The organism is Paralimibaculum aggregatum (genome assembly GCF_030270585.1).
In the GTDB taxonomy this organism is placed as follows: domain Bacteria; phylum Pseudomonadota; class Alphaproteobacteria; order Rhodobacterales; family Rhodobacteraceae; genus Thermohalobaculum; species Thermohalobaculum aggregatum.
Window position 1 is genome coordinate 16736 of sequence record NZ_BSYI01000001.1, and the last position, 21132, is coordinate 37867.

11 protein-coding genes are annotated in these 21132 nt (G+C 75.6%); 4 read left to right on the top strand and 7 right to left on the bottom strand.

What is annotated here, in order from left to right; translation table 11 throughout:
- The first annotated feature begins 218 nt into the window (after window positions 1-218).
- Both QSJ97_RS00085 and QSJ97_RS00090 read left to right on the top strand, forming a co-directional pair.
- On the top strand, window positions 219-7439 hold the full coding sequence (locus tag QSJ97_RS00085; RefSeq protein WP_285669431.1) for a type I polyketide synthase: 7221 nt from the start codon (window positions 219-221) through the stop codon (window positions 7437-7439).
- Window positions 7436-8749, top strand: a complete 1314-nt coding sequence (locus QSJ97_RS00090; RefSeq protein ID WP_285669432.1) for an aminotransferase class I/II-fold pyridoxal phosphate-dependent enzyme — start codon at window positions 7436-7438, stop codon at window positions 8747-8749. The genes QSJ97_RS00085 and QSJ97_RS00090 overlap by 4 nt, the downstream gene beginning before the upstream one ends.
- Here the strand turns inward: QSJ97_RS00090 and QSJ97_RS00095 are convergent.
- Both QSJ97_RS00095 and QSJ97_RS00100 read right to left on the bottom strand, forming a co-directional pair.
- Window positions 8746-9531, bottom strand: coding sequence for an SDR family NAD(P)-dependent oxidoreductase (locus QSJ97_RS00095; RefSeq protein ID WP_285669433.1), 786 nt, complete (start codon window positions 9529-9531; stop codon window positions 8746-8748). The genes QSJ97_RS00090 and QSJ97_RS00095 overlap by 4 nt on opposite strands.
- A 9-nt stretch (window positions 9532-9540) precedes the next feature.
- Window positions 9541-10716 carry a capsular biosynthesis protein gene (locus tag QSJ97_RS00100; RefSeq protein WP_285669434.1) on the bottom strand — a complete coding sequence of 392 codons (1176 nt, stop codon included), beginning with the start codon at window positions 10714-10716 and terminating at the stop codon, window positions 9541-9543.
- A gap of 143 nt (window positions 10717-10859) precedes the next feature.
- Between QSJ97_RS00100 and QSJ97_RS00105 the strand changes: the two genes are divergently transcribed.
- Window positions 10860-12224 (top strand): capsule polysaccharide biogenesis protein, encoded by a 1365-nt coding sequence (locus QSJ97_RS00105; protein ID WP_285669435.1) that lies wholly within the window; start codon window positions 10860-10862, stop codon window positions 12222-12224.
- A gap of 81 nt (window positions 12225-12305) precedes the next feature.
- Here QSJ97_RS00105 and QSJ97_RS00110 read toward each other — a convergent pair whose 3' ends face one another.
- Window positions 12306-13463, bottom strand: a complete 1158-nt coding sequence (locus tag QSJ97_RS00110; RefSeq protein WP_285669436.1) for a polysaccharide biosynthesis/export family protein — start codon at window positions 13461-13463, stop codon at window positions 12306-12308.
- A gap of 114 nt (window positions 13464-13577) precedes the next feature.
- On the opposite strand from QSJ97_RS00110, the gene QSJ97_RS00115 reads away from it, so the two are divergent.
- Entirely contained in the window at window positions 13578-14633 is a 1056-nt protein-coding gene (locus QSJ97_RS00115) for a hypothetical protein (protein ID WP_285669437.1), read from the top strand.
- Here QSJ97_RS00115 and QSJ97_RS00120 read toward each other — a convergent pair.
- From QSJ97_RS00120 to QSJ97_RS00135, 4 genes are all read right to left on the bottom strand, one after another.
- A complete protein-coding gene (locus QSJ97_RS00120; protein ID WP_285669438.1) occupies window positions 14576-15874 on the bottom strand; it encodes a glycosyltransferase family 4 protein in 1299 nt (432 codons plus the stop codon). The two genes, QSJ97_RS00115 and QSJ97_RS00120, sit on opposite strands and share 58 nt — an antisense overlap.
- Window positions 15871-18627 (bottom strand): glycosyltransferase family 4 protein, encoded by a 2757-nt coding sequence (locus QSJ97_RS00125; protein WP_285669439.1) that lies wholly within the window; start codon window positions 18625-18627, stop codon window positions 15871-15873. The genes QSJ97_RS00120 and QSJ97_RS00125 overlap by 4 nt, the downstream gene beginning before the upstream one ends.
- Window positions 18628-18702: 75 nt before the next feature.
- Complete coding sequence (gene wecB, locus QSJ97_RS00130; protein WP_285669440.1) at window positions 18703-19881, bottom strand: non-hydrolyzing UDP-N-acetylglucosamine 2-epimerase; 1179 nt, start codon at window positions 19879-19881, stop codon at window positions 18703-18705.
- A gap of 160 nt (window positions 19882-20041) precedes the next feature.
- Window positions 20042-21085: a hypothetical protein gene (locus QSJ97_RS00135; RefSeq protein WP_285669441.1), complete on the bottom strand. Its 1044-nt coding sequence runs from the start codon at window positions 21083-21085 to the stop codon at window positions 20042-20044.
- Window positions 21086-21132 lie beyond the last annotated feature (47 nt).

A 21132-nucleotide genomic window follows, 5' to 3' on the forward strand; every position in this document is an offset into this window, starting at 1 on the left:
CCTGCCCGTCTGCCCGCCTGCCGGGCCGAGGCGCCCGCCCGTTCAGCCGATGTTAACCAAACCCCGCGATGGTTAATGCGCAACGCGGAGCACGGGCCGGAACCGGCCCGCTTCGGCCGCCAGGGGCGCGCCGGACCGCGGCGCCAGCGCCCCGCGCCTGCGGGGCGACCGCAACGTGCGCCCGGCTCGAATGGCCGGCGCCGGTCCGGGGGTGGACGGTGTATCAGAACGAGCTCGATCCGACGGCAGATCAACCGGCTGCGGGGCACGACACGGACCGGGAGGCAGGATCGGGGCCTGCCGCCGCCCCGCTGCCCGCCGCGCGCGATGTGGCGATCCTCGGCCATGCCTGCCGGCTGCCGGGTGCCGCCGACCCGGCGGCGTTCTGGGAGATGCTGACGGCCGGGCGCTCGGCGATCGCACCGATGGAGGGCGCACGCTGGCCGGCTTCGCGCCATCTCCACCCCGATCCGCGCCGCCGCGGGCGCAGCTATACCGATGCCGCCGCGCTGGTCGACGGGATCTGGGCGTTCGACCCCGGCTTCTTCGGCTTCTCGATCCGCGAGGCCGAGCAGATGGACCCGCAGCAGCGCCTGCTGCTGATGACCGCGTGGGAGGCGATCGAGGATGCCGGCGTGCTGCCGGCGCGCCTCTCCGCGGCGCGCACCGGGGTATTCGTCGGCTGCGCGGCGATGGACCACAGCCACGGCTTCCTCGAGCGGCCGGACTGCATCGACGCGCCGTTCATGACCGGCAACACCCTCAGCATCGTGGCCAACCGGCTCTCCCATGTGCTCGATCTCACGGGGCCCAGCTTCACGGTGGACACCGCCTGCTCGGCCTCGATGGTGGCGCTCGACCGGGCCGCGAAGGCGCTGGCCGCGGGGGAGATCGACTATGCGCTGGTCGGCGGCGTGCATGCCCTGCTCTCGCCGGCGCCCTTCGTCGGCTTCTCGCGGGCGGGGATGCTGTCGCCGAGCGGGCGGCTCCGGGCCTTCGATGCGGAGGCCGACGGCTATGTCCGCGGCGAGGGCGCGGTGGCGCTGCTGCTCGGCCGGGGCAGCGCGGCGGAGGCGGCGGGCGACCGGATCCGCGGCCGGCTGCTCGCCACCGGGGTCAACAGCACCGGCCGGCAGGGCGGCATCACCCGTCCGGCAGCCGCGCGCCAGGCGGCGCTGATCGCCGGGACGGTGCGGGCAGCGGGGCTCACGGCCGCCGAGATCGCCTTCGTGGAGGCCCATGGCACCGGCACGCCGGTGGGCGATCCGCAGGAGGCCGAAGCGATCGGCCTGGCGCTCGGCCAGGCCCGCGCAGCGCCGGTGCCGGTGGCGACGCTGAAGCCCAGTATCGGCCATCTGGAGCCGGCCTCGGGGCTGGCGGGGCTGCTGAAGGCAACGCTGGCGATGGAGCGGCGCGCGCTGCCGCCCTCGCTCGGATACGCGCGCGCCGGCCCCGGGGTCGACCCGGAGGCGCGCAATCTGCGCATCGTGGCCGAAGGCGCGCCGCTCGATCCGGCGGGCCGGGCCGCCGTGGTCAATGCCTTCGGTTTCGGCGGCGCCAACGCCTGCGCGGTGGTCGCCGCACCGAAACCGCGCCCCAGCGGCACAGCGGTGCCCGCGGCCCCCGGCGCGCTGGTGATCTCGGCCGCGACCGCGGCGGGGCTCGAGCGCCAGCTGGCGGCCTGGCGGCAGCGGCTGGCGGCGGCGGCCCCCGAGGAGGCGGCGGCGCTCGCCAATGCCGCGGCGCATCGGCGCGCGCGCCTCGCCCACCGCGCGGTGATCTTGCCCGGCGAGGGCGCGGAGCCCTATCCGCTCGCGGATCCCGGCGCCGTGATCCGCGGCCAGCTGCCGGCCAGCGGCGCGCGGATCGCCTTCGCCTTCGCCGGCAACGGTGCGCAATACCCGGCGATGGGGGCGCATCTCTACCGCTCCGATCCGGTCTATCGCCGGGCCTTCGATGCGGTGGCCGAGCGCTTCGCCGCCATCGATCCGCTGCAGGACCCGCGCGGGCTCGCCGATGCCCCGGCGGAGGCGCTGCGCGACGCCCGCCGCGCGCAGCCGGCGCTGTTCGCGCTGCAGGTCGCGCTCGTCGAAGCGCTGGCGGCGGCGGGGCTGCGCCCGCAGGCGGCGATCGGCCATTCGGTCGGCGAGGTGGCCGCGGCCTGGGCCGCCGGCGCGCTCGATCTCGCCACCGCGGTGCGCCTGATCGCCACCCGCGGCCCGCTTCTGAACGCGCTGCCGCCGGGCGGCATGCTGGCCCTGCGCGCAAGCCGCGACGAGGCCGAGGCGGCGATCGCCCGTTCCGGCATTCCCGGCCTCGCGCTGTCGGGGGACAATGCGCCGGAGGGCACCACCCTCTCCGGCGACGCGGCAGCGATCGCCGCCTTCCGCCGCTTCGCCCGGGGCGCGCGGCTGGCGGCGCGGCCGCTCGACGTCGCCTATCCCTATCACAGCCCGGCGCTCGAGCCGCTGCGAGATCGCTTCTTCGCGGCGCTGGGCGAGATCCGCCCACGCCCTTCGGCGATCCCCCTGGCGGCCGCGACCGAGGGCGGGGCGGTGGCCGGCGAGGCGCTCGATCTCGGTTTCTGGTGGCGCAACGTGCGCGAGCCCGTCCGGTTTCGCGAGGCCGTGGCGGCGCTCGGGCGCGCGGGCTGCGGGATCTTCCTCGAGATCGGCCCGCGGCCGGTGCTGCGCGCCTATATCGCGGACACGCTCGCCGCCGAGGGCCGCCCGGCCGCGGTGCTCGCGAGCCTCGACATCCGCGGGCCGGCGGCGCGGGCCGGCGTCGAGCGGATCGTGGCGGAGGCGCTTGCCCATGGCTCCGCGATCGACGAGGCCCGCGTCTTCGGCCCGGCCGCCCCGCTCCGTGCCGCGCCGCCGCCGACGCAGTGGGAGCTGAGGACCTGCCGCGCCATCCCGCGCGAGCCGGCATGCGACCATCCGCTGCTCGGAGCGCCGACGGGCCCCCATTGCTGGGAGACGCCGGTCGATGCCGCGCTGCATCCCTGGCTCGCCGCGCATCTCGTCGAGGGCCGTGCGACCATGCCGGCGGCGGCCTTCTCCGAGATCGCCCTGGTGGCGGCGGAGGCGGTGCATGGCACCGGGCGGGCGGAGGTCGCCGCGCTCGAGCTGCGCGCCGGGCTGGCCCTGGCCGAGGGCGAGAGCCGCCACCTGCGCTGCCGGGTAGAGGCCGCCGCCGCCATCGTCCTGATCGAGAGCCGCGGCGAAACCGGGGGCAGTCCGGAGGCCGGCGCGCCGCCCTCCTGGGTGCTGCATGCGCAGGCCAGCATCGCCCCGATCGGCGCCCGCCCCGCACCGCTCGGATGGCGCGCATCGGAGGCCGCCCGGAGCTGCGACGCGCCGGCACTCTATGCCGCGCTGGAGGCGGACGGGCTGCGCTACGGCGCTCCCTTCCGGCGGGTCTCCAGCCTCGCATTCGCCGGCAGGGAGGGGCTGGTGCGGCTCACCGGCGACCCGCGCAGCGCGGCGTTCTCCGGCCACCGGTTCGACCCCGGCGCGCTGGATGCGGCCTTTCAGGCGCTGCACCCGATCATCGCGGCGGCACTGCCCGAGGAGGCGCTGGCCGGCGATCTGCTCCTGCCGCGGCGGATCGGCCGGCTGCGGCCGGGCGCCGGCACGGATCCGGTCGCCGCGGAGCTTCGCCTCGATCATGTCTCCCCGGAGGCGGTGACGGCGGATGTCGTGCTGCTCGATGCGGCCGGGCGGGCGGTGCTGCGCGTCGACGGCCTCGGGCTCGACCGCGTGGCCCGGGCCGGTCCGGCGGCCAGCCGCTTCTGGACCGTCGGCGAAGTGCCGGTTGCCCCGCCTGCCCCGCCTGGCCCAGAGGTGCTGCGCGGCGCGGTCGCCGCCGCCCTCGCGGCAGAGGTGCGGGAGGAGGCAGACGAGGGCCGGCTGCTGCTGGATGCGCTCGCCCGCAGGATCGCCTGGGAGCGGCTCCCGCCGCGCGCCTCGGGCACCGAGGATGCGCTGGCGGCCAGGCTCCGCGCCGCGCTTGCGGAGGACGGCGCCGTTCCCGGCACCGGGTCCTGTCCCTATCCGCCGCGAGCCGAGCTGATCGCGGCACTGCTCGCCCTCGCGCCGGAGGATGCGCCGCGCCTGCGCCGCGTGCTCGATCTCGAGCGCCGGCTCGCCGATCCGGCCGCGGCGCCGCTGGACCTGCCGACCAGCGAGACCGGCTGCCCTGCCGCGCGCGCCGCCGCAGCCGCAACGGAGGCCGCGGCAGCGGCGCTGATCGGCGCATGGCCGGAAGCCGGGCGGCGGCGCATTCTGCTGCTTGGAGACGCGCCCGCGGCCTTGCGCCGTGCGCTCGGGGCCGCGCCGGGCATCGCCTCGATCCGCGAGATCGATCCGGAGCGGGAGGGTGCGCTTGAGGCGTTCCGGGCTGCGGGGCCGGCCGATATCGCGGTCGCGCCGCAGGGGCTCGGCACGGTCGACCGGGTCTGGTTGGCGCGCCTTGCGGCGGCGCTCGTGCCGGGCGCCGCGCTGCTGGTCTTCGCGCCCGGCCGGGATCTCCTGCAGGCGGTGGTGGCGCCCGCTTCGCCGGTGGCGGCGGACGCCGCCGGGCTTTGCGCGCGGCTGACGGAGGCCGGCTTCGCGGTGACCGAGCCGCTGCCCCTCGGCGGCCTCGCGGACGGGGTGCTGATCGTCGCCGCTGCGCCCGGCGCGGCAGCCGGCACCGATACGCCGGCCGAGCCCCCCGCGGTCGCGCTCGAGGCACCGCCCGGAGATGCTCTCGCCGCCGCGCTTGCCGCCGCCTGCCGGATCGATCCGCTGGCGCCGGAGCGGGTGGTCGTCCTGCCGCCGCGCGCCGCGGATGCCGCGGGGCTCGCGGCCGATCTGGGCGCCGTGCGCGCCGCGCTGTCGGCATCCGGTCGGCGGCTCTGGCTGGTGCTGGAGACCACGGGCGACGCAGATCCGAGGAGCGAGGCGATCGCGGCGCTGCTCCGGGTGCTGGCCAACGAGCAGCCGGAGGCCGGGAGGCGGCTGCTCCGCCTCGCGCCCGGGCTCGACGGCGCGGATGCCGCCCGCCGCATCGCGGCGATCATCGCCGATCCGCCGGACGAGCACGAGCTCACGCTGCGGGCGGGGATGCTGACGGCGCCCCGGCTCCTGCCCGCCCCGGACCTTGCCATGCGCCCGACCATGCCGGGAGACGCACCGCGGCTGAGCCGCCTGGCGCTCCGCCGGCGCGGCGATCCGTCGAGCCTCGCCTGGACCACGGCCGCACGCCGCACCCCGGGGCCGCGCGAGGTGGAGATCGAGATTGCCGCCACGGGGCTGAACTTCCGCGACCTGATCTGGGCACAGGGCGGGCTGCCCGAGGCGCTCCTGGCACCGGGGCTCACCGGTGCCTGCCTCGGCATGGAATGCGCCGGCCGGGTGGTTGCCGCCGGCGCGGAGGCCGGCATCGCGCCGGGCCAGCCGGTGGCGGCGATCGCCGCCGATGCCTTCGCGAGCCATGCCTGCGCCCGGCGCGAGGCGGTGCTGACGCTGCCCGAGGGCATCGACCCCGTCCACGCCGCGGGCCTGCCGGTGGCCCTCTTCACCGCCGACTGCGCGCTGACCGAGCTGGCCGGCCTCGCCGCGGGCGAGACCGTGCTGATCCATGGCGGCGCCGGCGGGGTCGGGCTGGCCGCGCTGCATCTCGCGCGGGCCCGCGGCGCCCGGGTGCTCGCCACCGCCGGCAGCGCCGACAAGCGGGCGCTTCTCACGGCCCTCGGGGCGGCGGCGGTGTTCGACAGCCGCAGCCTCGACTTTGCCGACCATGTGCGCGATGCGACGGCCGGGCGCGGGGCCGATGTGGTGCTCAACAGCCTGTCCGGCGAGGCGCTGCGCCGCTCGCTCGACTGCCTCGCCCCGTTCGGCCGCTTCGTCGAGCTCGGCAAGCGCGATTTCCTCGAGAACACGCGCATCGCGCTCGGCAGCCTTTCGGGCAACCGGCGGTTCCTGGCGCTGGATGCCGACAGCCTGCTGGCGGACTGCCCGGAGGTCGCGGCGCGGGTCATGGCACGGCTCGGCGAGGCGCTGGCGGAGGGGCGCCTGCCGCCGCTGCCGGTGCAGCGCTTCGGCGCGGCGGATGTGGGCGCCGCCTTCCGGCTGATGCAGGGCGCCGGGCATCTGGGCAAGATCGTGGTCGAGGCGCCGCCCGCGCCGCGCCGCGGGCAGCCCGCGCCGGGCGGCACCTGGCTGATCGCCGGCGGGCTCGGCGGGCTCGGCCTCGCGATCGCCCGCCGCCTCGCGGCCCGCGGGGCGCGCCGGCTCTGGCTGGTCTCGCGCAGCGGTCGCCCCCGGCCCGGCGATGCAGCGGCCCTCGCCGCGCTCGAGGCGACGGGGGCAGAGATCCGCTGCCAGGCCACGGACATCGCCGACCCCGCCGCGGCGGCAGAGCTTGTCGACCGCGTCGCGGCGGAGGGTCCGCTCGAGGGCGTCATCCATGCCGCGATGGTGCTGCGCGACGGCGCCTTCGCGGCGCAATCCGCGGAGGACGACCGCGCGGTGCTCGCACCGAAGCTCGACGGCGCCCGGCATCTCGACCGGCTGACCCGCGCGCTGGCACCGCGTTGGTTCGTCCTGCTCGGCTCGGCCGCGGCGGAGCTCGGCAATCCCGGTCAGGGCGCCTATGCCGCGGCGAACGCAGCGCTCGGCGCAATCGCGCGGGGTCGCCGCGCCGCGGGGCTGCCGGGCCTCGCCGTCGCGCTCGGGCCGGTGGCCGATGCCGGCCATCTCGCCCATGCGCCGGAGCTGCGCGCCCGCATGGCGCAGGCGCTGGGCCCGGGGGTGATGCCGGCGGCGGCCATGCTTGACGATCTCGGCCGGCTGCTCGACGATCCGGCGCCGCCGCCGGAGGTCCTGCTCGCGCCGCTGCCCTGGGGCCGCCTCGCGGCGCGCCTGCCGGCGCTTTCGGCGCCCCGCTTCGCGCATGTGGTGCCCGCGGGCAACGCGGCGACCAGCCAGGCCCCGCTCGCGGAGACGCTTGCGGGATTGCCGGAGGCCGAGGCGCTCGCCCGCCTCGCCGCGGCGCTTGGCGAGGCGCTGGCATCGGTCCTGCGCCAGCCCGAGGAGGCGCTCGACCCGCACCGCACGCTGCTCGATCTCGGGCTCGACAGCCTGATGTCGGTGGATCTGAAGCTGGCGATCGAGGCGCGCCTCGGGGCCTCCCTGCCCACCCTGCATCTCGGCGAGGACACGACCATCGCCGATCTCGCGCGGCAGCTGCTCGCCGGTCTGCGCGCTGGCGAGACGGGCGCGGACAGCGCCACCAGGCCGGGCGACGGCGCCCCGGCCGATGCCACCATGGAGCGGCTGATCCGCCAGCATGTGGCCACGAGGGACGACGCCCTGCGCCCGGAGACCGCATCGCGCCTTCGCGCCGCCGCGGCGAAGGATGTCCGCAACGCCGCGGCGGAGCCCGCCCGATGAGCGGCAGGGCCGAGGGTGCGGCGCTGGTCGCCCGGCTGCGCGCTCAGGCGGCGGCGCGGCCCGCGCCGGGCCCTGCGGATGCTGCCGACACCACCCCCGCACCAGCGGGTGCCGACTATGATTTCGAGGATCTGCCGGAGCACCGCCCGATCCGTCTGCAGCTCGCCGCGCTCGAGTCGCTGGGGCTGGAGCACCCGTTCTACCGGCTGAACGAGAGCGGGCCCACCACCGCTCCGGTGATCGAGGGGCGGCCGCAGCTCTCCTTCGCCAGCTACGACTATCTCGGCCTGAACGCACATCCCGAGCTGATCGCGGCGGCGCGGGACGCGGTGGCGCGCTGGGGGGTCTCCGCCTCGGCCAGCCGGCTGGTCGGCGGCGAGCGGGCGCATCACCGCCAGCTCGAGGCGGCGCTCGCAAAGATGCAGGGCACGGAGGACTGCGTCGTCTTCGTCTCCGGCCATGCCACCAATGTCACCGGGATCGGCGCGCTGATGGGCCCGCAGGACCTGATCCTGCACGATGCGCTGGCGCACAACTCGGTCACCGTCGGCGCGCAGCTCTCCGGCGCCGCACGCCTGACCATGCCGCACAACGATCTCGACTGGCTCGAGGACAGCCTGGCCCGCCGGCGCGGCGATTTCCGGCACGTGCTGATCGCGGTGGAGGGGCTCTACTCGATGGATGGCGACATTCCCGACCTCGCCCGTCTGGTGGAGATCAAGCGCCGCCACGGGGCCTGGCTGATGGTCGACGAGGCGCATTCCCTCGGCGTGCTCGGCGCCACCGGCCGCGGGCTGGCGGAGCATTGCGGCGTGCCGCCCGCCGCGGTGGACATCTGGATGGGCACGCTCTCCAAGACGCTGGCCTCCTGCGGCGGCTACATCTGCGGGCAGGCGGCGCTCGTCCGGCACCTCAAGGCGCGCGCCTCGGGCTTCGTCTTCTCGGTGGCGCTCGCCGCGCCGCTGGCCGCCGCGGCCACCACCGCGCTGGCGCTGATGGCGCGAGAGCCGGAGCGGGTTGCGCGGCTCCAGGCGCGGGCCGCGCGCTTCCGCGACCGTGCGCGGGCGGCCGGGATCGACACCGGCCTCGGCCAGGGCTTCGCGGTGATGCCGGTGATGGTGGGCGACAGCCTGCGCGCGCTGAGAGCCTCGGCCGCGCTCTTCGAACGGGGGATCTATGCCCTGCCCATCGTGCATCCCGCGGTGCCGGAGCGCCAGGCCCGGCTGCGCTTCTTCATCACCGCCGAGCACACCGAGGCGGAGATCGACCGCGCGGTGGCGGAGACGGCGGCGGCGCTCTCGGCGCTCTAGCGCTCCGCCTCCTCCGCCGCGATGCGCGCGGCGAAGCCCGCCGCCAGCCGGTCCGACAGCCCGGCCGGCAGGCAGCGATCCGCCCAGGAGAGGAACGCCAAGGCCCGCGGGAAGCTGACTACCGCGCGGCCGCGCGCGACACCCGTGAGGATGCGCAGGGCCGCCCGGTCCGCCGGCATCTCGAAGGGTCGGGCGCCGCGATGGCGCGCGGTCATCGGCGAGGTCACGAAACCCGGGCAGATCACCGTGACCCCCACCCCGTGCGGCCGCAGCGCGCCGCGCAGCGCCGTGCCATAGGCCCGCAGCCCCGCCTTGCTCGCGCCATAGGCCGCCATGTCGGGCAGCGGGCGCAGGGCGGCGAGCGAACTCATCAGCACCACGCGCCCGGCACCGCGCGCGCGCAGCGCCGGCAGCAGCGGGCTGACGGTGTTGATCGCGCCGATCAGGTTGGTCTCGACCACGCGGGCTGCATCCGCCCGGCTCTCCCAGCGGCCATCGGGCGCGGTGCCGCCGCTGATCCCGGCATTGGCGATGAGGAGATCGACCGGCGCCCGCGCGTCGAAGCCGGTCAGCGTCCCGGCCAGCGGATCGGCGGCGCGGACATCGATGGCGGCGCATTCCGCCGCACCGCCGGCGGCACGCACCCGTTCGGCAACGGCAGCCAGCCGCGCCTCGGACCGTGCGACCAGCAGCAGGCGCCGCCCCGGTGCGGCCAGCGCCCCGGCCAGGGCCGCGCCGATCCCCGACGAGGCGCCGGTGATGACGATGTTGCGCGGCTTCATCCCGCGCCCTCAGAACGGCGCCGGCGCGAGGATGCGCGCCGCGACGCCCCGGGCGCCGGGCTCGGCGCCGCTGCCGTCGAACCCGCCCGGCACCTGCACGGTGGCCGCGAGCATGGCGGCGAATGCCGCGACCAGCCCGTCCTCCGGCGGCTGCGGCGCCGACCAGAACCCGGCCAGCGGCCCGCGATGGGTCATGCCCGGCACGTCATAGACCGCCGCGCCGAGCGGGATCACCGGCACGCCGGCCTGCAGCGCGCCGAGCCCCACGGTGGAGTTCACCGTCACCACGCCGGCAGCCGAGGCCAGCAGCCGCTCGAGATCGCCGCCGGCGAGATAGAGCACCCGGCCGCTGACCCCGTGGCGCGCCGCCAGCCGCCGCACCCGCCGCGCCCAGAGCGCCAGCCCGTTGTCGAGCGGATGGCGCTTGACCAGCAGCAGCGCATTGCCCGGCGCATGGGCGGCGAAATCCGCGACGACGCGATCCAGCACCGCCGCGAGCCCGCCAGGCGGCCCGTCGCGCCGGATCTGGAAATCGGTCTCGAGCTGCAGCGGCAGGAGGAAGACCGGCCCCGCCGCGCCCAGCGCCCGTGCCATGCCGGCCCGCACCCGCCGCGCGGCCAGCGGCGCGCCGAGCGCCTTGCCGATCCAGCCGGCCCAGTCCGCGACAGGGCCATGCAGCGCATGGGTGCGGTAGCGCGGCCAGGCCGGCCGGCCGAGCAGGTTGGCGAGGTTCCACGCCACATCCATCGCCGCATAGCTGGCGAAGGGCGCGGCGAAGCGCTGGGCCTCGACCGCGCCGGCAAAGCCCCGGATCCGCACCGGGCAGCGCGGGATGCGCGAGCGCGCGCCCATGCCGCCGGGCTCCAGCGTCAGCCAGCCGGGGCGCAGATAGCCCTGCTCCACCACATGCACGCGCACCCCCGTCGCCTCGGCCTGCGCGATCGCCGCGCGGTGCCAGAACCGCCCGTCGCCGAGGCAGACGAGATCGCTCACCCGCTCGGCCGCGAGGCGCGCGCCGATCCAGCCCGCCCAGCCCTCCGGCCGGCCGCGATAGCGAAGCGCCGGGCCGCGCCAGAACAGCCGGTCCCCCGGGCAGAGCAGCACGCGCAGCACCTCCGCCCCCTCCGCCCGCAGCGCCGCCGCGAGCCGCAGGAAGAACCAGGAGGCCGGCCCCTGCAGCAGCATGATCCTGCGGCCTTCGCCGCTCCCTGTCCGGTTCCTGGTCGGCATAGGCAGAGTGTTAACCGATGAAGGGTAAACCGGAGGTAACGCCGGCCCGGATTTCGCGCCCGCGATCCGCTGCCCGGCCCGTCCGGAAGGAGCCCCGCATGCGCCCGAGCCCGCCCCGCACCGTCCTGATGCTCCAGGGCCCTCCCTGCCGGTTCTGGCGCGAGCTCGGCGACGGGCTGCGCGCAGAGGGGTTTCGCGTGCTGCATGTCGGCTTCTGCCTGGCCGATCTCGCGCTCTGGCGGCGGCGCGGGCAGCGGCTCTGGCGCGGCCGGCTGGCGGACTGGCCGGCGCATCTCTCGGCGCTGATCGCGGCCGAGGGGGTGACCGACATTCTCTATTATGCCGACCGGCTGCCCTATCACGCCGCGGCGATCGAGGTGGCCCGCGCCGCCGGCATCCGCGCCTGGGCGATCGAGAACGGCTATCTGCGGCCGGACTGGCTGACCATGGAGCCCGAGGCGATGGGGGCGCTGTCCCGCTTCCCGCGCGATCCGGCGGAGATCCGGCGCCTGGCCGGGGACGCCGCGGTGCCCGAGGCAACGCCGCGATACCGCCACGGTTTCGCCCGCGAGGCCGTCTCGGAGGTGGTGTTTCACCTCGCCATGGTTCTGGGCCGGCCGATCTTTCCCAACTATATGGCGGACAAGCATTATCCCCCGCTGCTCGACTATCTGAGCTGGCTCCGGAAATGGAGCCTCGGGGGCGCCGCGGTGCGGGCGGCGGCGCGCGCCGAGGCGGCCTGCCGGCGGCGCGACTGGCCTTTCGTGCTGCTCGCCATGCAGCTGCAGAGCGACTACCAGATCCGCGCGTCCTCGCCCTATGGCTGCCTCTCGGAGATGCTGGAGGACGCCATCGCCTCCTTCGCCGCCCATGCGCCGGCGCGGCTTCGCCTCGTGGTCAAGCTGCACCCGATGGACAATGGCTGGGAGAACTGGCCCGCCCGCATCGCCCGGCTGGCCCGCGCCCATGGCGTGGCGGACCGGGTGCTGGCGATCGACGGCGGATCGCTCGATCTCTTCCTAGAGCGTGCCGAGGGGGTGCTGACGGTCAACTCGACGGTCGGCATCCATGCGCTGCGCCGCGGCCGGCCGGTGCTGGCGCTCGGCGATGCGGTCTACGACATGCCGGGGCTCACGCATCAGGGCGGGCTCGGGCGGTTCTGGGCGCGGCCGGAGGCGCCGGAGCCGGAGCTGCGCGATGCCTTCCTCGCCGCGCTCGCCGACCGGATCCAGCTGCGCGGCTCGTTCTACGACCCGGCGGGGCGCGCGGCGGCGGTGGCGGAGATCGCCCGGCGTCTCGGCAAGCCCGAGCGCCACTGGCTGCTCTGCCGGCCGGTCGAGGCGCTCGGCCTCGCCGCGCAGGCCCGGCCCGGCGGTACCGCCGATGCGGCCACGGAGCCGGGCGATCTCGGTCCGGCCGGCAGCCCGGCGCTCGCCCTCAGGCAGCAGAGGCAGATGGCCTGACCTCGCCGGGCGCCAAAGGCCCGAGGGGCGCGCGGCCTGCGCCGCCCGCCCCCGGTCCTGCCTTCCGGTTCGGGTGTCCGATCAGTTCACCACGAGATTGCCGATCACGGCGCCGGTCGTCACCGGCTGCAGAGCCAGCGAGACGATGCGGAAGATCTTCTCCAGCGAGTTCAGCTCGGAATTCGCCACATAGAGCGTGTCGCGGTGGCGGATCGGGAAGCGCTTGGCCAGCAACAGCCCGGATGGCTTGGAGAAATCCAGCCGGTAGACCACCGGCACCGGCTCCGCGCCATAGCCCGCGAGCCGCGCCCCCGGCACCTGCGGCATGCCGACCAGCACGGAAGGCGCCTCGTAGCGGATCACGAAGACCCCCGCCGCATCGGCCCGCGCATCGACCAGCCCGTTGGCCATGCCGAGCGCCTCGTCGAGCGAGAGCCGCGGCCGGTCGAAGCCGATCCTGGCGTTCTGCGCCACCGCGCCGAGCACCGAGAAATGCCGCGGCCGGTGCTCCACCGAGATCACGTCCGCCGGGTGCACCGCCACGTTCTGCGCCGGCTCGGCGAGCAGCGCATCCATCTCCACCAGCGCGCTCGACTGCTTGCGGGTGAGGCGCAGCGCGCTCTCGTGGATCGGCTTGCTCAGCCCGCCGGCCGCCGCCACCATGTCGAGCACCCGCTCGCCGGTGCCGCTGAGCGGCACGCGCCCGCCGCCGGCCACCGCATCGCCGAGCACGGTGACCGAGGCGCTCGGCGAGCTGACCAGGCTGACCACCGCCTGCGGCTCGATCGCCTGGCCCTGCAGCGCCGCCTCGATCCGCCGCGCCGCCGCCTCCGGCGAGAGCCCGCGCACGCGGACATTGCCGCCATAGGGCACCCGGATCGTGCCATTGGCCGAGACGATCTGCTCGGGCAGCGCGCGGGCGCCGCCGCCGCCTTCGACCGAGCCGGAGAACAGCCCGCCGCCGGTGGCCTCGAACAGCATCACCTGCACCCGGTCGCCAGTGCGCAGGCGCCGCCCGTAGATCGCCGGGCCGCGCGCCAGCCGCGTGAGATCGTCGCCGAGCTCGACCGCGCCGAGGCGCCGGACGACCTCCGCATCGGTCTCGATCAGCTCGAAGCCGAGCGCCTCCGGCGCCGCCGCCTCGTCATACACATCGGCGGTCAGGGGGCCGGAGCGCGGAACGGCGGAACAGGCCGACGCCAGCAGGGCGCAGGCCAGGATGACAAGTCTGGTCGACATGGGTTCCCCATTCATTAACCGTTTAGGGTCAAGCTGGCCTCGGAACGAATTCTGTACCAAAGCGCAACAGGCGATGAACAAAGCCTAGGCGCGCGCGGTTAATGGGAGCTTACAATGCTGTTCAACATCGAGGCGGATTCGGGCTCCGAGATCGCCGGCTACCTGGTGCCGGACAGTTTTTCCGACACGCCGCGGCTCTGCCTCCATGCCGGCGGCGCGCTGCTCTGGCACGGCGAGGCCAGCGAGCCGCGCGCGGCGCTGGTGGCCGCCGGGCGCCACGCCACCGGGCGCTGCGGCTTCCGGATCGGGCCGGCCGAGGTGCCGGGGCTGGCCGCGCTCGCCGATCTCGAGCTGCGCGAGCCGGCCAGCGGGCTCTGCCTCTACCGCCGGGCGGGCGGGCGCCGGCTGGTCGGGCAGAGGATCTTCCGGCTGGAGACGCGGCTGCTTGCCGACAGCGGCTTCGACCGCGCCATGGAGCCGCATTTCCAAGCCTGGCACAGCCGCATCGAGCATTTCGGGGCGGAAACGATCAACCAGCTCTTCCTGCTCCACGGCATCGCCTCGAGCTATGCCAGCGGGCGGGTGCAGGTGCCGGCGCATCCCGCCCTCACCGACGGTTCGGTGACCGTGATGCTGCAGCTGCGCGACCCCTTCGAGGAGCTGGCCGAGCGCATCGCCGTGCTCGCCGGGGCGCGCGGGCCGCTGGCGCGGCATCTCACGGTGCGCGAACGGCTGGCGCTGCACGGCGCGGCGGCGGCGCTGGACGGCCTCGACCCGGGCTCGGCGCGCGCGGTGCGGCGGCTGTTCCGCCGGCTCGAGCCCGGGGTGGCGGCGGCGCTCTCCAACCCGCTGGCGCGCCAGCTCACCACCGCCAGCCCCGGCGATCTCTGCGCGCCCGCGGCGGTGGCGGCGGGGCTGCGCGCGCTGGCCGGTTTCGAGATCGTCTCGACCGGCGAGCTGCCCGGCTATTTCGAGGCCGCCGCGGCGGCGCTGCTCGAGCTGCCGCCGCCGGCGCCGATGCGCGACCCCCATGCCGCGGAAACGGCGGAGATCGCCGATGCCCTGGCCGGGATCTCCGCCGTGCAGGCGATGCTGGAATGCGATCTCGAGATCTATGCCAGCGTCTCCGGCGTCTTCGACGGGCTGGCCAGCGGCACCAGCCAGGGCTGAGTGGCATCCGCCGCGGCGCTGAGCGGCGCCGAATGGCGGAACAGCCGGTGATAGGCATCGACCATGCGGTCGAGCCCGATCGCGGCGCGCCGCTCCGCCAGCACCTCCGGCGCCGCCGCGCCGCCGCGCATGGTCAGCGCCGCCGCCATCGCCTCGACCAGCGCGCGCAGGTTCCGCGTCTCCCCGGTCTGGCTGAGCGCGGCGATCCGCGCGGGGCCGAGCGCGGCGACATCCTCCGCCGCCTCGATCACCCGCACCCGCGGGCTCATCCGCCGCGCCTCGCGGGCATTGCCGACATCGGTGAGGATCATCGGACGGTCCGCCGCCAGCGCCTCGAGCACCACGTTGGAGCAGCCCTCCTGCAGCGTCGGCAGCAGCACGCAGTCCACCACCTCGCGGTAGAAGGCGGCCATGGCGTCGTGCGGCACATAGTCGACCCGGGTGATCCGCGCGCGCGCCGGCGAGGCCGCGATCAGCCGCTCGACATGCGCGCCATAGGCCTCCTCGCCCGGATTGCCGAGCAGCACGAGCTGGAAGCCCCGGTGGCGCTCGGCCAGCATCTCGGCGGCGCGGATCGCCAGCGGATGATGCTTCACCGGATGGAAGCTCGCCGGCATGGCGAAGACGAAGCGCCCCTCCGGCAGGCCGAGATCGGGCAGCGGCGCCGCCCCCTCCAGCCAGCCGAGATCGACGCCGTTGGGGATCAGCTCGATGCGGTCGGCGGGGCAGCCGGCCCGGCCGGCGAAATAGCTGCGCACGAATTCCGAGACGGCGGTCACGCGGTCGGCCTGCAGCACCTGCCGGGCATGATGGGCGAAGCCGGCATCGTCGAGCCAGGTGTAGACATTGTGCAGGGTGTAGAGCGTGAAGATGCCGAGCGCGCGCGCCGCCGCGAGGCCGAAGCTCGAATAGTGGTAGTGCAGCACCTCGATCCCGTGCGCCGCCAGCGTCTCGACGAAGCGCGGCTCCTCGCGGTTGAGGATCACCGCGTGGTCCGGGCTCTCGAGCCGGCCGAGCATGGCGCCGGCGATGTTGTTCTCCACCAGCACGACGACGCGGCAGCCGCGCGCGCGATAGCCGCGATAGAGATTGAGCGCGACCTGCTCGAGCCCGCCCTTGTCGAAGGAGGGGACGACGAGGCCGACGGACAGCGGCGGCGCAGCGCCTGTCGACGGGCCCGTCACCGGGTTCATCACAGGGTTCATCGCGGGCCTTTTCACGGGGCTCTTCACGCGGCTCATGCGGTGCTCCTGATCCGTTGCGGGGCGGCGGCGGCCGGGCCGGCCTCGGCGACCGCGGCGGCGATCTGCCCGAGCCCCGCGCGCGAGCGGGCCAGCAGGCTGCGGAATACCGCGTGGTTGGCGGCGGCCATCTCGGCGCGGGCGTCGGGGCCGGGCAGCCGGCCTTCGCGGAACGCCGCGGCATCGAGGTAGCGCATGCCCATCGCCGCGAAATCGCCGACATGCGGCGTGTCGAGCACCGGGATCACGCCGAAACGCAGGTATTCGATCAGCTTGGTCGGGCAGGCGACGCGGTTGACCGTGCAGTCCTCCCGCAGCAGCAGGCCGAAATCGCAGCGCTGATAGGTGGCGAAGACCTGCGCCTGCGCAGCCGCGCGCAGCGAGAGGCCGGGCGCGCCCTCCTCCACCCCGGCGCGGCGGAGCGCCCGGGCCATGCCCTCCGGGTCCGGCGTCAGCAGGCACCAGTCGATCTCCTCGACGGTGGCGGCGACGGCCGCGGCCAGCTCGGGGATGCACTGCCAGCGCTGGGTGCCGCCGGCATAGATCGCCCGCGGGCGGGCGTTGTAGGGCCGCGCGGGCAGCTGCGCCGGGCCGGAATGGGTGTAGATCGGGCAGACGATCATCCGCTCCGGCGCGAGGCCCAGCTTCTCCGCGAAATGCGCCGCCATGGCATCGGTGACGCAGACCACCAGATCCGCCTCGCGCGCCGCCCAGGCTTCGTATCCGGCGTATTTCTGCGCCATGTAATGGTTCTCGTAGAGCACGAATTCCTCGGGGACCGCGCCGTGCATGTCCATGATCAGGCGGCCGCGGCGCGCCGGCAGCAGGCGGCGCAGCACCGGCGGGTCGATGCCGACGAGGCTCTGGCTGTAGACGCAGGCGCCAAGCCCCAGCAGCGCCGCCAGCACCGCCTCGCCGAGGGGATCGCGATGGGCGATCTCGAGCCGCCAGATGCCGGTATCGAGGAACACCAGCGCCGGCCGCCCGGCCCGCGCCTCGACCATCTTGAGATAGAGCCGGTCGCGCGGCGCCAGCGCCTTGTCGATCGCCACCACGCGCTGGACATAGCCGTCCTTCTCGTCGCCGGTCACCGGGTCGGTGTCCATGGTCAGCACCAGCACCGGATCGGCCGCGGCGAAGATCCGCGCCAGCGCCGCGGCGACCGGCTGCATGCCCAGCACGTCGGCCAGGCTCGCCCGGTCGCGCGCGATCAGCTCGGCCCAGAGCGCGTCCTGCACCCGGCGATAGGCAGCGCGGAGCCCGGCCGGATCGGCCAGCGAGACCGGCTGCGGCGCGGCGCCGAAGGCAACCTCGTCCCAGGGGCAGAGGGCGGCGGCGTCGGCCAGCCCCCGGCTCTCGGCGGGGCTTGCCGTCTCGAGCCGGCCGAGCCGGGTGTGCAGGCGCCGCAGCTCGCGGCCGAGCGCCGCCGCGCCGGCCTCGCGCCGGGCCGCATGAGCCGCCAGGAGCCGCGGGGCATCCGCCGTCCAGCAGCCGAGCGCCGCGGCATCCGCGGCCTCCGCCGTCGCCGCCGCCAGCGCCGCCGCCACCGGATCGCCGGGCGCCGCGCCGGCAATGCTCGTGCGCTCCAGCCGGTGCGCATAGATATGCCGCGCGACCACCGGGGGCGCGAGGCCGAGGCCGTCCATCCCCGCCAGCAGTCGCCCGAGGGCCTGGCGCAGATCCGGCGCGCTCTCGTCGAGCAGGCCGAGCGCCTCGAGCGCCCCCGCCTCGAACAGCAGGCAGGCCGGCTCCAGCGCCGCGGCCTCGGTCACCGCGCCCGGGATCAGCGCACGGCGCCGGGCCGCGAAGCCCTCCAGCGCCGCCAGCGGCTCGGAAGAGGCATAGATGTCGAAATCCACCGGCACCGCCTGCACCGTCTCGGCCAGGTTGAGCACCGGCGCGGCCACCGGCGCCCAGAGATCGACCAGCCCGCGAAGCGCCCCCCGCGGCAGCAGCGCCGCCTGCTCCAGCAGGCCGACATGGCTGTGCCGCCCGGCCTGCTGCGCCGCCCAGAGCCCGGCATTGGCGAGCGCCAGCGCGTCGCCCCCGGGCACGCAGTGGCGCCTGACCTCGAGCCCGTCGCCCCGCGCCGCCACCGCCTCAGCCAGCGCATCGAGCTCGCCCCGCGCCGGCTCGTCGCCGGCATCGGTGAGATAGACGGTGACCGGCAGCCCGGCGCGGCCCTGCGCCAGCGCCCAGAGCGCGAGATCGAGCGCCGTCCGGTCGCCCAGATAGGGCATGGCGAGCGCGATGTCCGGCTGCCCCGGATCGAACGCCGCGACCTTGGGATGCGGCCGGATGCCGGCGGCGCGTCCCTCGGCGAGCCAGTGCGAGAGCGGGTCGCGGTCGCCGCCGGCAAGCTCCGGGCAGGCCGCGAGATAGGCCGCGGTGCAGAACAGCCCCGAGGGGTCGCGCCCCTCGCGCCAGCCATGTGCCAGCCAGTGCTCCAGCGGCTCGCCGCCGGCCAGCGCGACATCCCTGTAGCGCGCGCGGTACCAGGCGGGGGAGAACAGCGGACAGGGCGAGCGCGCCGCCTGCGAGCCCCGCTCGAGATAATCGGCCCGCGGCTCGACCGCCCGATCGACGGCATGGCCGGCATACCAGGCGGCATCGAAGAGCGGGGCGCCGGGCTCGGCGGCCGGGGTGTCCTCTGCCGGGGCGGCCTCCGCCGGGCCCGCCGCGCCGGGCGGAGCGGCTTCGGCGATGGCGGCAGGGTTGGTATCGGCGGCGCGGCGGCGCAGGAGGCGAAGCATCGCGAGCGGTCTCCTCGGGCTCTCGGGCGGTCTGGGGCTCTCGGGCGGTCGGGGCGGGACGCGCCGGCCCCGGGCTCAGGCGGTCAGCGCGACGGGGGCGGGCTGCGCCGCGATCGCGGGATCCGGCGCGAACTCGGACACCGGCTCGCCCTTGATCGCGGCGAGGATCCGGCCGCTTGCCGCGCCGTCGCCATAGGGGTTGGCGATGCGCGCGATGCGGGCATGCTCGGCGCTGTCCTCGATCAGCCGGGCCGCGGCGGCAACGATCGCCGCCGGATCGGTGCCGACGAGCTGCGCCGTGCCGGCGGCCACCGCCTCGGGGCGCTCGGTGACGTCGCGCATCACCAGCACCGGCGTGCCGAGCGAGGGCGCCTCCTCCTGCACGCCGCCCGAATCGGTCAGCACCAAATGCGCCCGGCGCAGCAGCCAGACGAAGGGCAGATAGTCGAGCGGCTCGATCAGATGGATGCGCGGATGCCCGCCGAGCCGCGCATGCACCGGCTCGCGCACCTGCGGGTTGAGATGCACGGGGTAGACGATGCGGACATCCTGCCGCGCGGCGAGATCGGCCAGCGCCGTGCAGATATCCTCGAAACCCTGGCCGAAGCTCTCGCGCCGGTGACCGGTGACGAGCACCAGCCGCGCCCCCGGCGCCGCCAGCGGCGCGAGTTCGGCGATCCGCGCCGCCTCCTGCCCGGAACCGAGGCGCGCCTCGGCGAGGCGCAGCGCGTCGATCACCGTGTTGCCGGTGACGACGATCTCGCGCGGGCCGAGATTCTCCGCCAGCAGGTTGGCGCGGGCCAGCGGCGTCGGCGCATAGAGCTGGTCGGCCACCGCGTCGATGCAGCGCCGGTTCATCTCCTCGGGCCAGGGCCTGCCGAGATCGCCGGTGCGCAGCCCCGCCTCGACATGGCCGACCGGGATGCGCCGGTGGAAGGCGGCGACCGCCGCGGCCATCGCGGTGGTGGTGTCGCCATGCACGAGAATGCGGTCGGGCCGCTCCTCCTGCAGCACCGGGTCGAGCGCGCCGAGCGCCCGCGAGGCGAGGCGGTTGAGGCTCTGGCCCGGGCGCATCAGCGCGAGATCGTGATCCGGCCGGATCGCGAAGGCGCCGAGCACCGGGTCGAGCATCTCGCGGTGCTGGCCGGTGATGCAGACCCGCTGGTCGATCGCCGGATCGGCCGCCATCGCGGCGATCACGGGGGCGAGCTTGATCGCTTCCGGCCGGGTGCCGAAGACCGTCAGGACCTTCATCGCGGGCCTCCTCTCGCAAGGCACGGGCGGGCTGGGCGGATGGCGGCGCGGGGCGTGCATTCGTGACGCATCGGGGGCCTTTCCGGTCTCGATCTGTTCGCCCCCGAAGTTAAGCAACAGTCGTTAACCGAGTATTGACGAAAAGCAGCCGAAATATTGCTCAATTGATGAGGTTGGGGGGCCCGAGGGCGAAGCCATGCCGCCAGAAATCCTGCAGAAGCGCCGGATGGTTGAGATCGGCCGCCAGTGCCCGCCCGCGTGCCGCCAGCGCGCGCCGCGCCGCCGCGTCGCGGATCAGCCCGGAGACCGCCTCGGCCCAGGCCCCGGCCCGCTCCGGCAGCACCAGCCCGGCGCCGCGCCGCGCCACCCGCGCCGCCTCGGGCCAGCCCGCGGAATACACCCCGGCCGCCCCGGCCACGCCGTGCTCGATGATCTTGTTGACCGAGCGGGCGCGGTTCACCGGCGTCTCCCGCAGCGGATAGAGCGCGATGTGCAGCCGCCGCGCGCCGAGGCTCGCCCGATAGGCCTGCCAGGAGGTCTCGCGGATCGGGCGCAGCCGCGGATGCCCCGCGAGCGCGCCGAGCCGGTGATTCGCAGCGAGATGCAACTCCGCCTCCGGGTGCCGGTCCAGCAACTCGCGCAGCACCGGCAGGAGGAAGGCGAGATCCCCGCCATGCACCGCCGAGCCGAGAAAGCCGATGCGCACCGGCCCGGCCTCGGCATGATGCGCCAGCCCGGCCAGCGGCTCCGACCAGTGCGGGCGCAGCAGATGCACCCGCGCCCGGCCGCGATAGCGCTCGGCCAGCGCCGCCGAGCTCACCGCCACCTCCGCGCCCGCCGCGAGCAGCCGACGGCCCTGGCGCCGCTCGAACAGCGCGAGCTTCAGCCGCTGGCCGGGTCGCAGCGAGCGGTCGGCGCAGGCCGCCTCGATGTCGTCGTCGATCAGCCAGATCACCCGCCGCCGCCGCGGCAGCGCCTCGGCCCGGCCCCAGTTGCGCACCACCACCAGGGTCTCGGCCGAGGCGAACACCCCCGGCCCCAGCCGCGCGACCGGCCGGTCCGGCCCGATCCAGCCGCCGCAGGCGTTGACCAGGTAGAGATCCGCGGTGGGCGAGCGGGGGCGGATCATCGCCCGCGCCGCCAGCCGCTCGGCCGCCGCCCCGATCCGCCGCCCGATTCCGCTCCCGGCTCCCGCGCCGATCATCGCCCCGCTCCGCCGCCATCCCGCACCGTCTGCATCAGAGGTTAGAC

Coding starts and splice junctions, on each gene's coding strand:
- QSJ97_RS00090 (WP_285669432.1), top strand. CDS start 7,436: ATGAGCGGCAGGGCCGAGGGTGCGGCGCTGGTCGCCCGGCTGCGCGCT.
- QSJ97_RS00095 (WP_285669433.1), bottom strand. CDS start 9,531: ATGAAGCCGCGCAACATCGTCATCACCGGCGCCTCGTCGGGGATCGGC.
- QSJ97_RS00100 (WP_285669434.1), bottom strand. CDS start 10,716: ATGCTGCTGCAGGGGCCGGCCTCCTGGTTCTTCCTGCGGCTCGCGGCG.
- QSJ97_RS00105 (WP_285669435.1), top strand. CDS start 10,860: ATGCGCCCGAGCCCGCCCCGCACCGTCCTGATGCTCCAGGGCCCTCCC.
- QSJ97_RS00110 (WP_285669436.1), bottom strand. CDS start 13,463: ATGTCGACCAGACTTGTCATCCTGGCCTGCGCCCTGCTGGCGTCGGCC.
- QSJ97_RS00115 (WP_285669437.1), top strand. CDS start 13,578: ATGCTGTTCAACATCGAGGCGGATTCGGGCTCCGAGATCGCCGGCTAC.
- QSJ97_RS00120 (WP_285669438.1), bottom strand. CDS start 15,874: ATGAGCCGCGTGAAGAGCCCCGTGAAAAGGCCCGCGATGAACCCTGTG.
- QSJ97_RS00125 (WP_285669439.1), bottom strand. CDS start 18,627: ATGCTTCGCCTCCTGCGCCGCCGCGCCGCCGATACCAACCCTGCCGCC.
- wecB (WP_285669440.1), bottom strand. CDS start 19,881: ATGAAGGTCCTGACGGTCTTCGGCACCCGGCCGGAAGCGATCAAGCTC.
- QSJ97_RS00135 (WP_285669441.1), bottom strand. CDS start 21,085: ATGATCGGCGCGGGAGCCGGGAGCGGAATCGGGCGGCGGATCGGGGCG.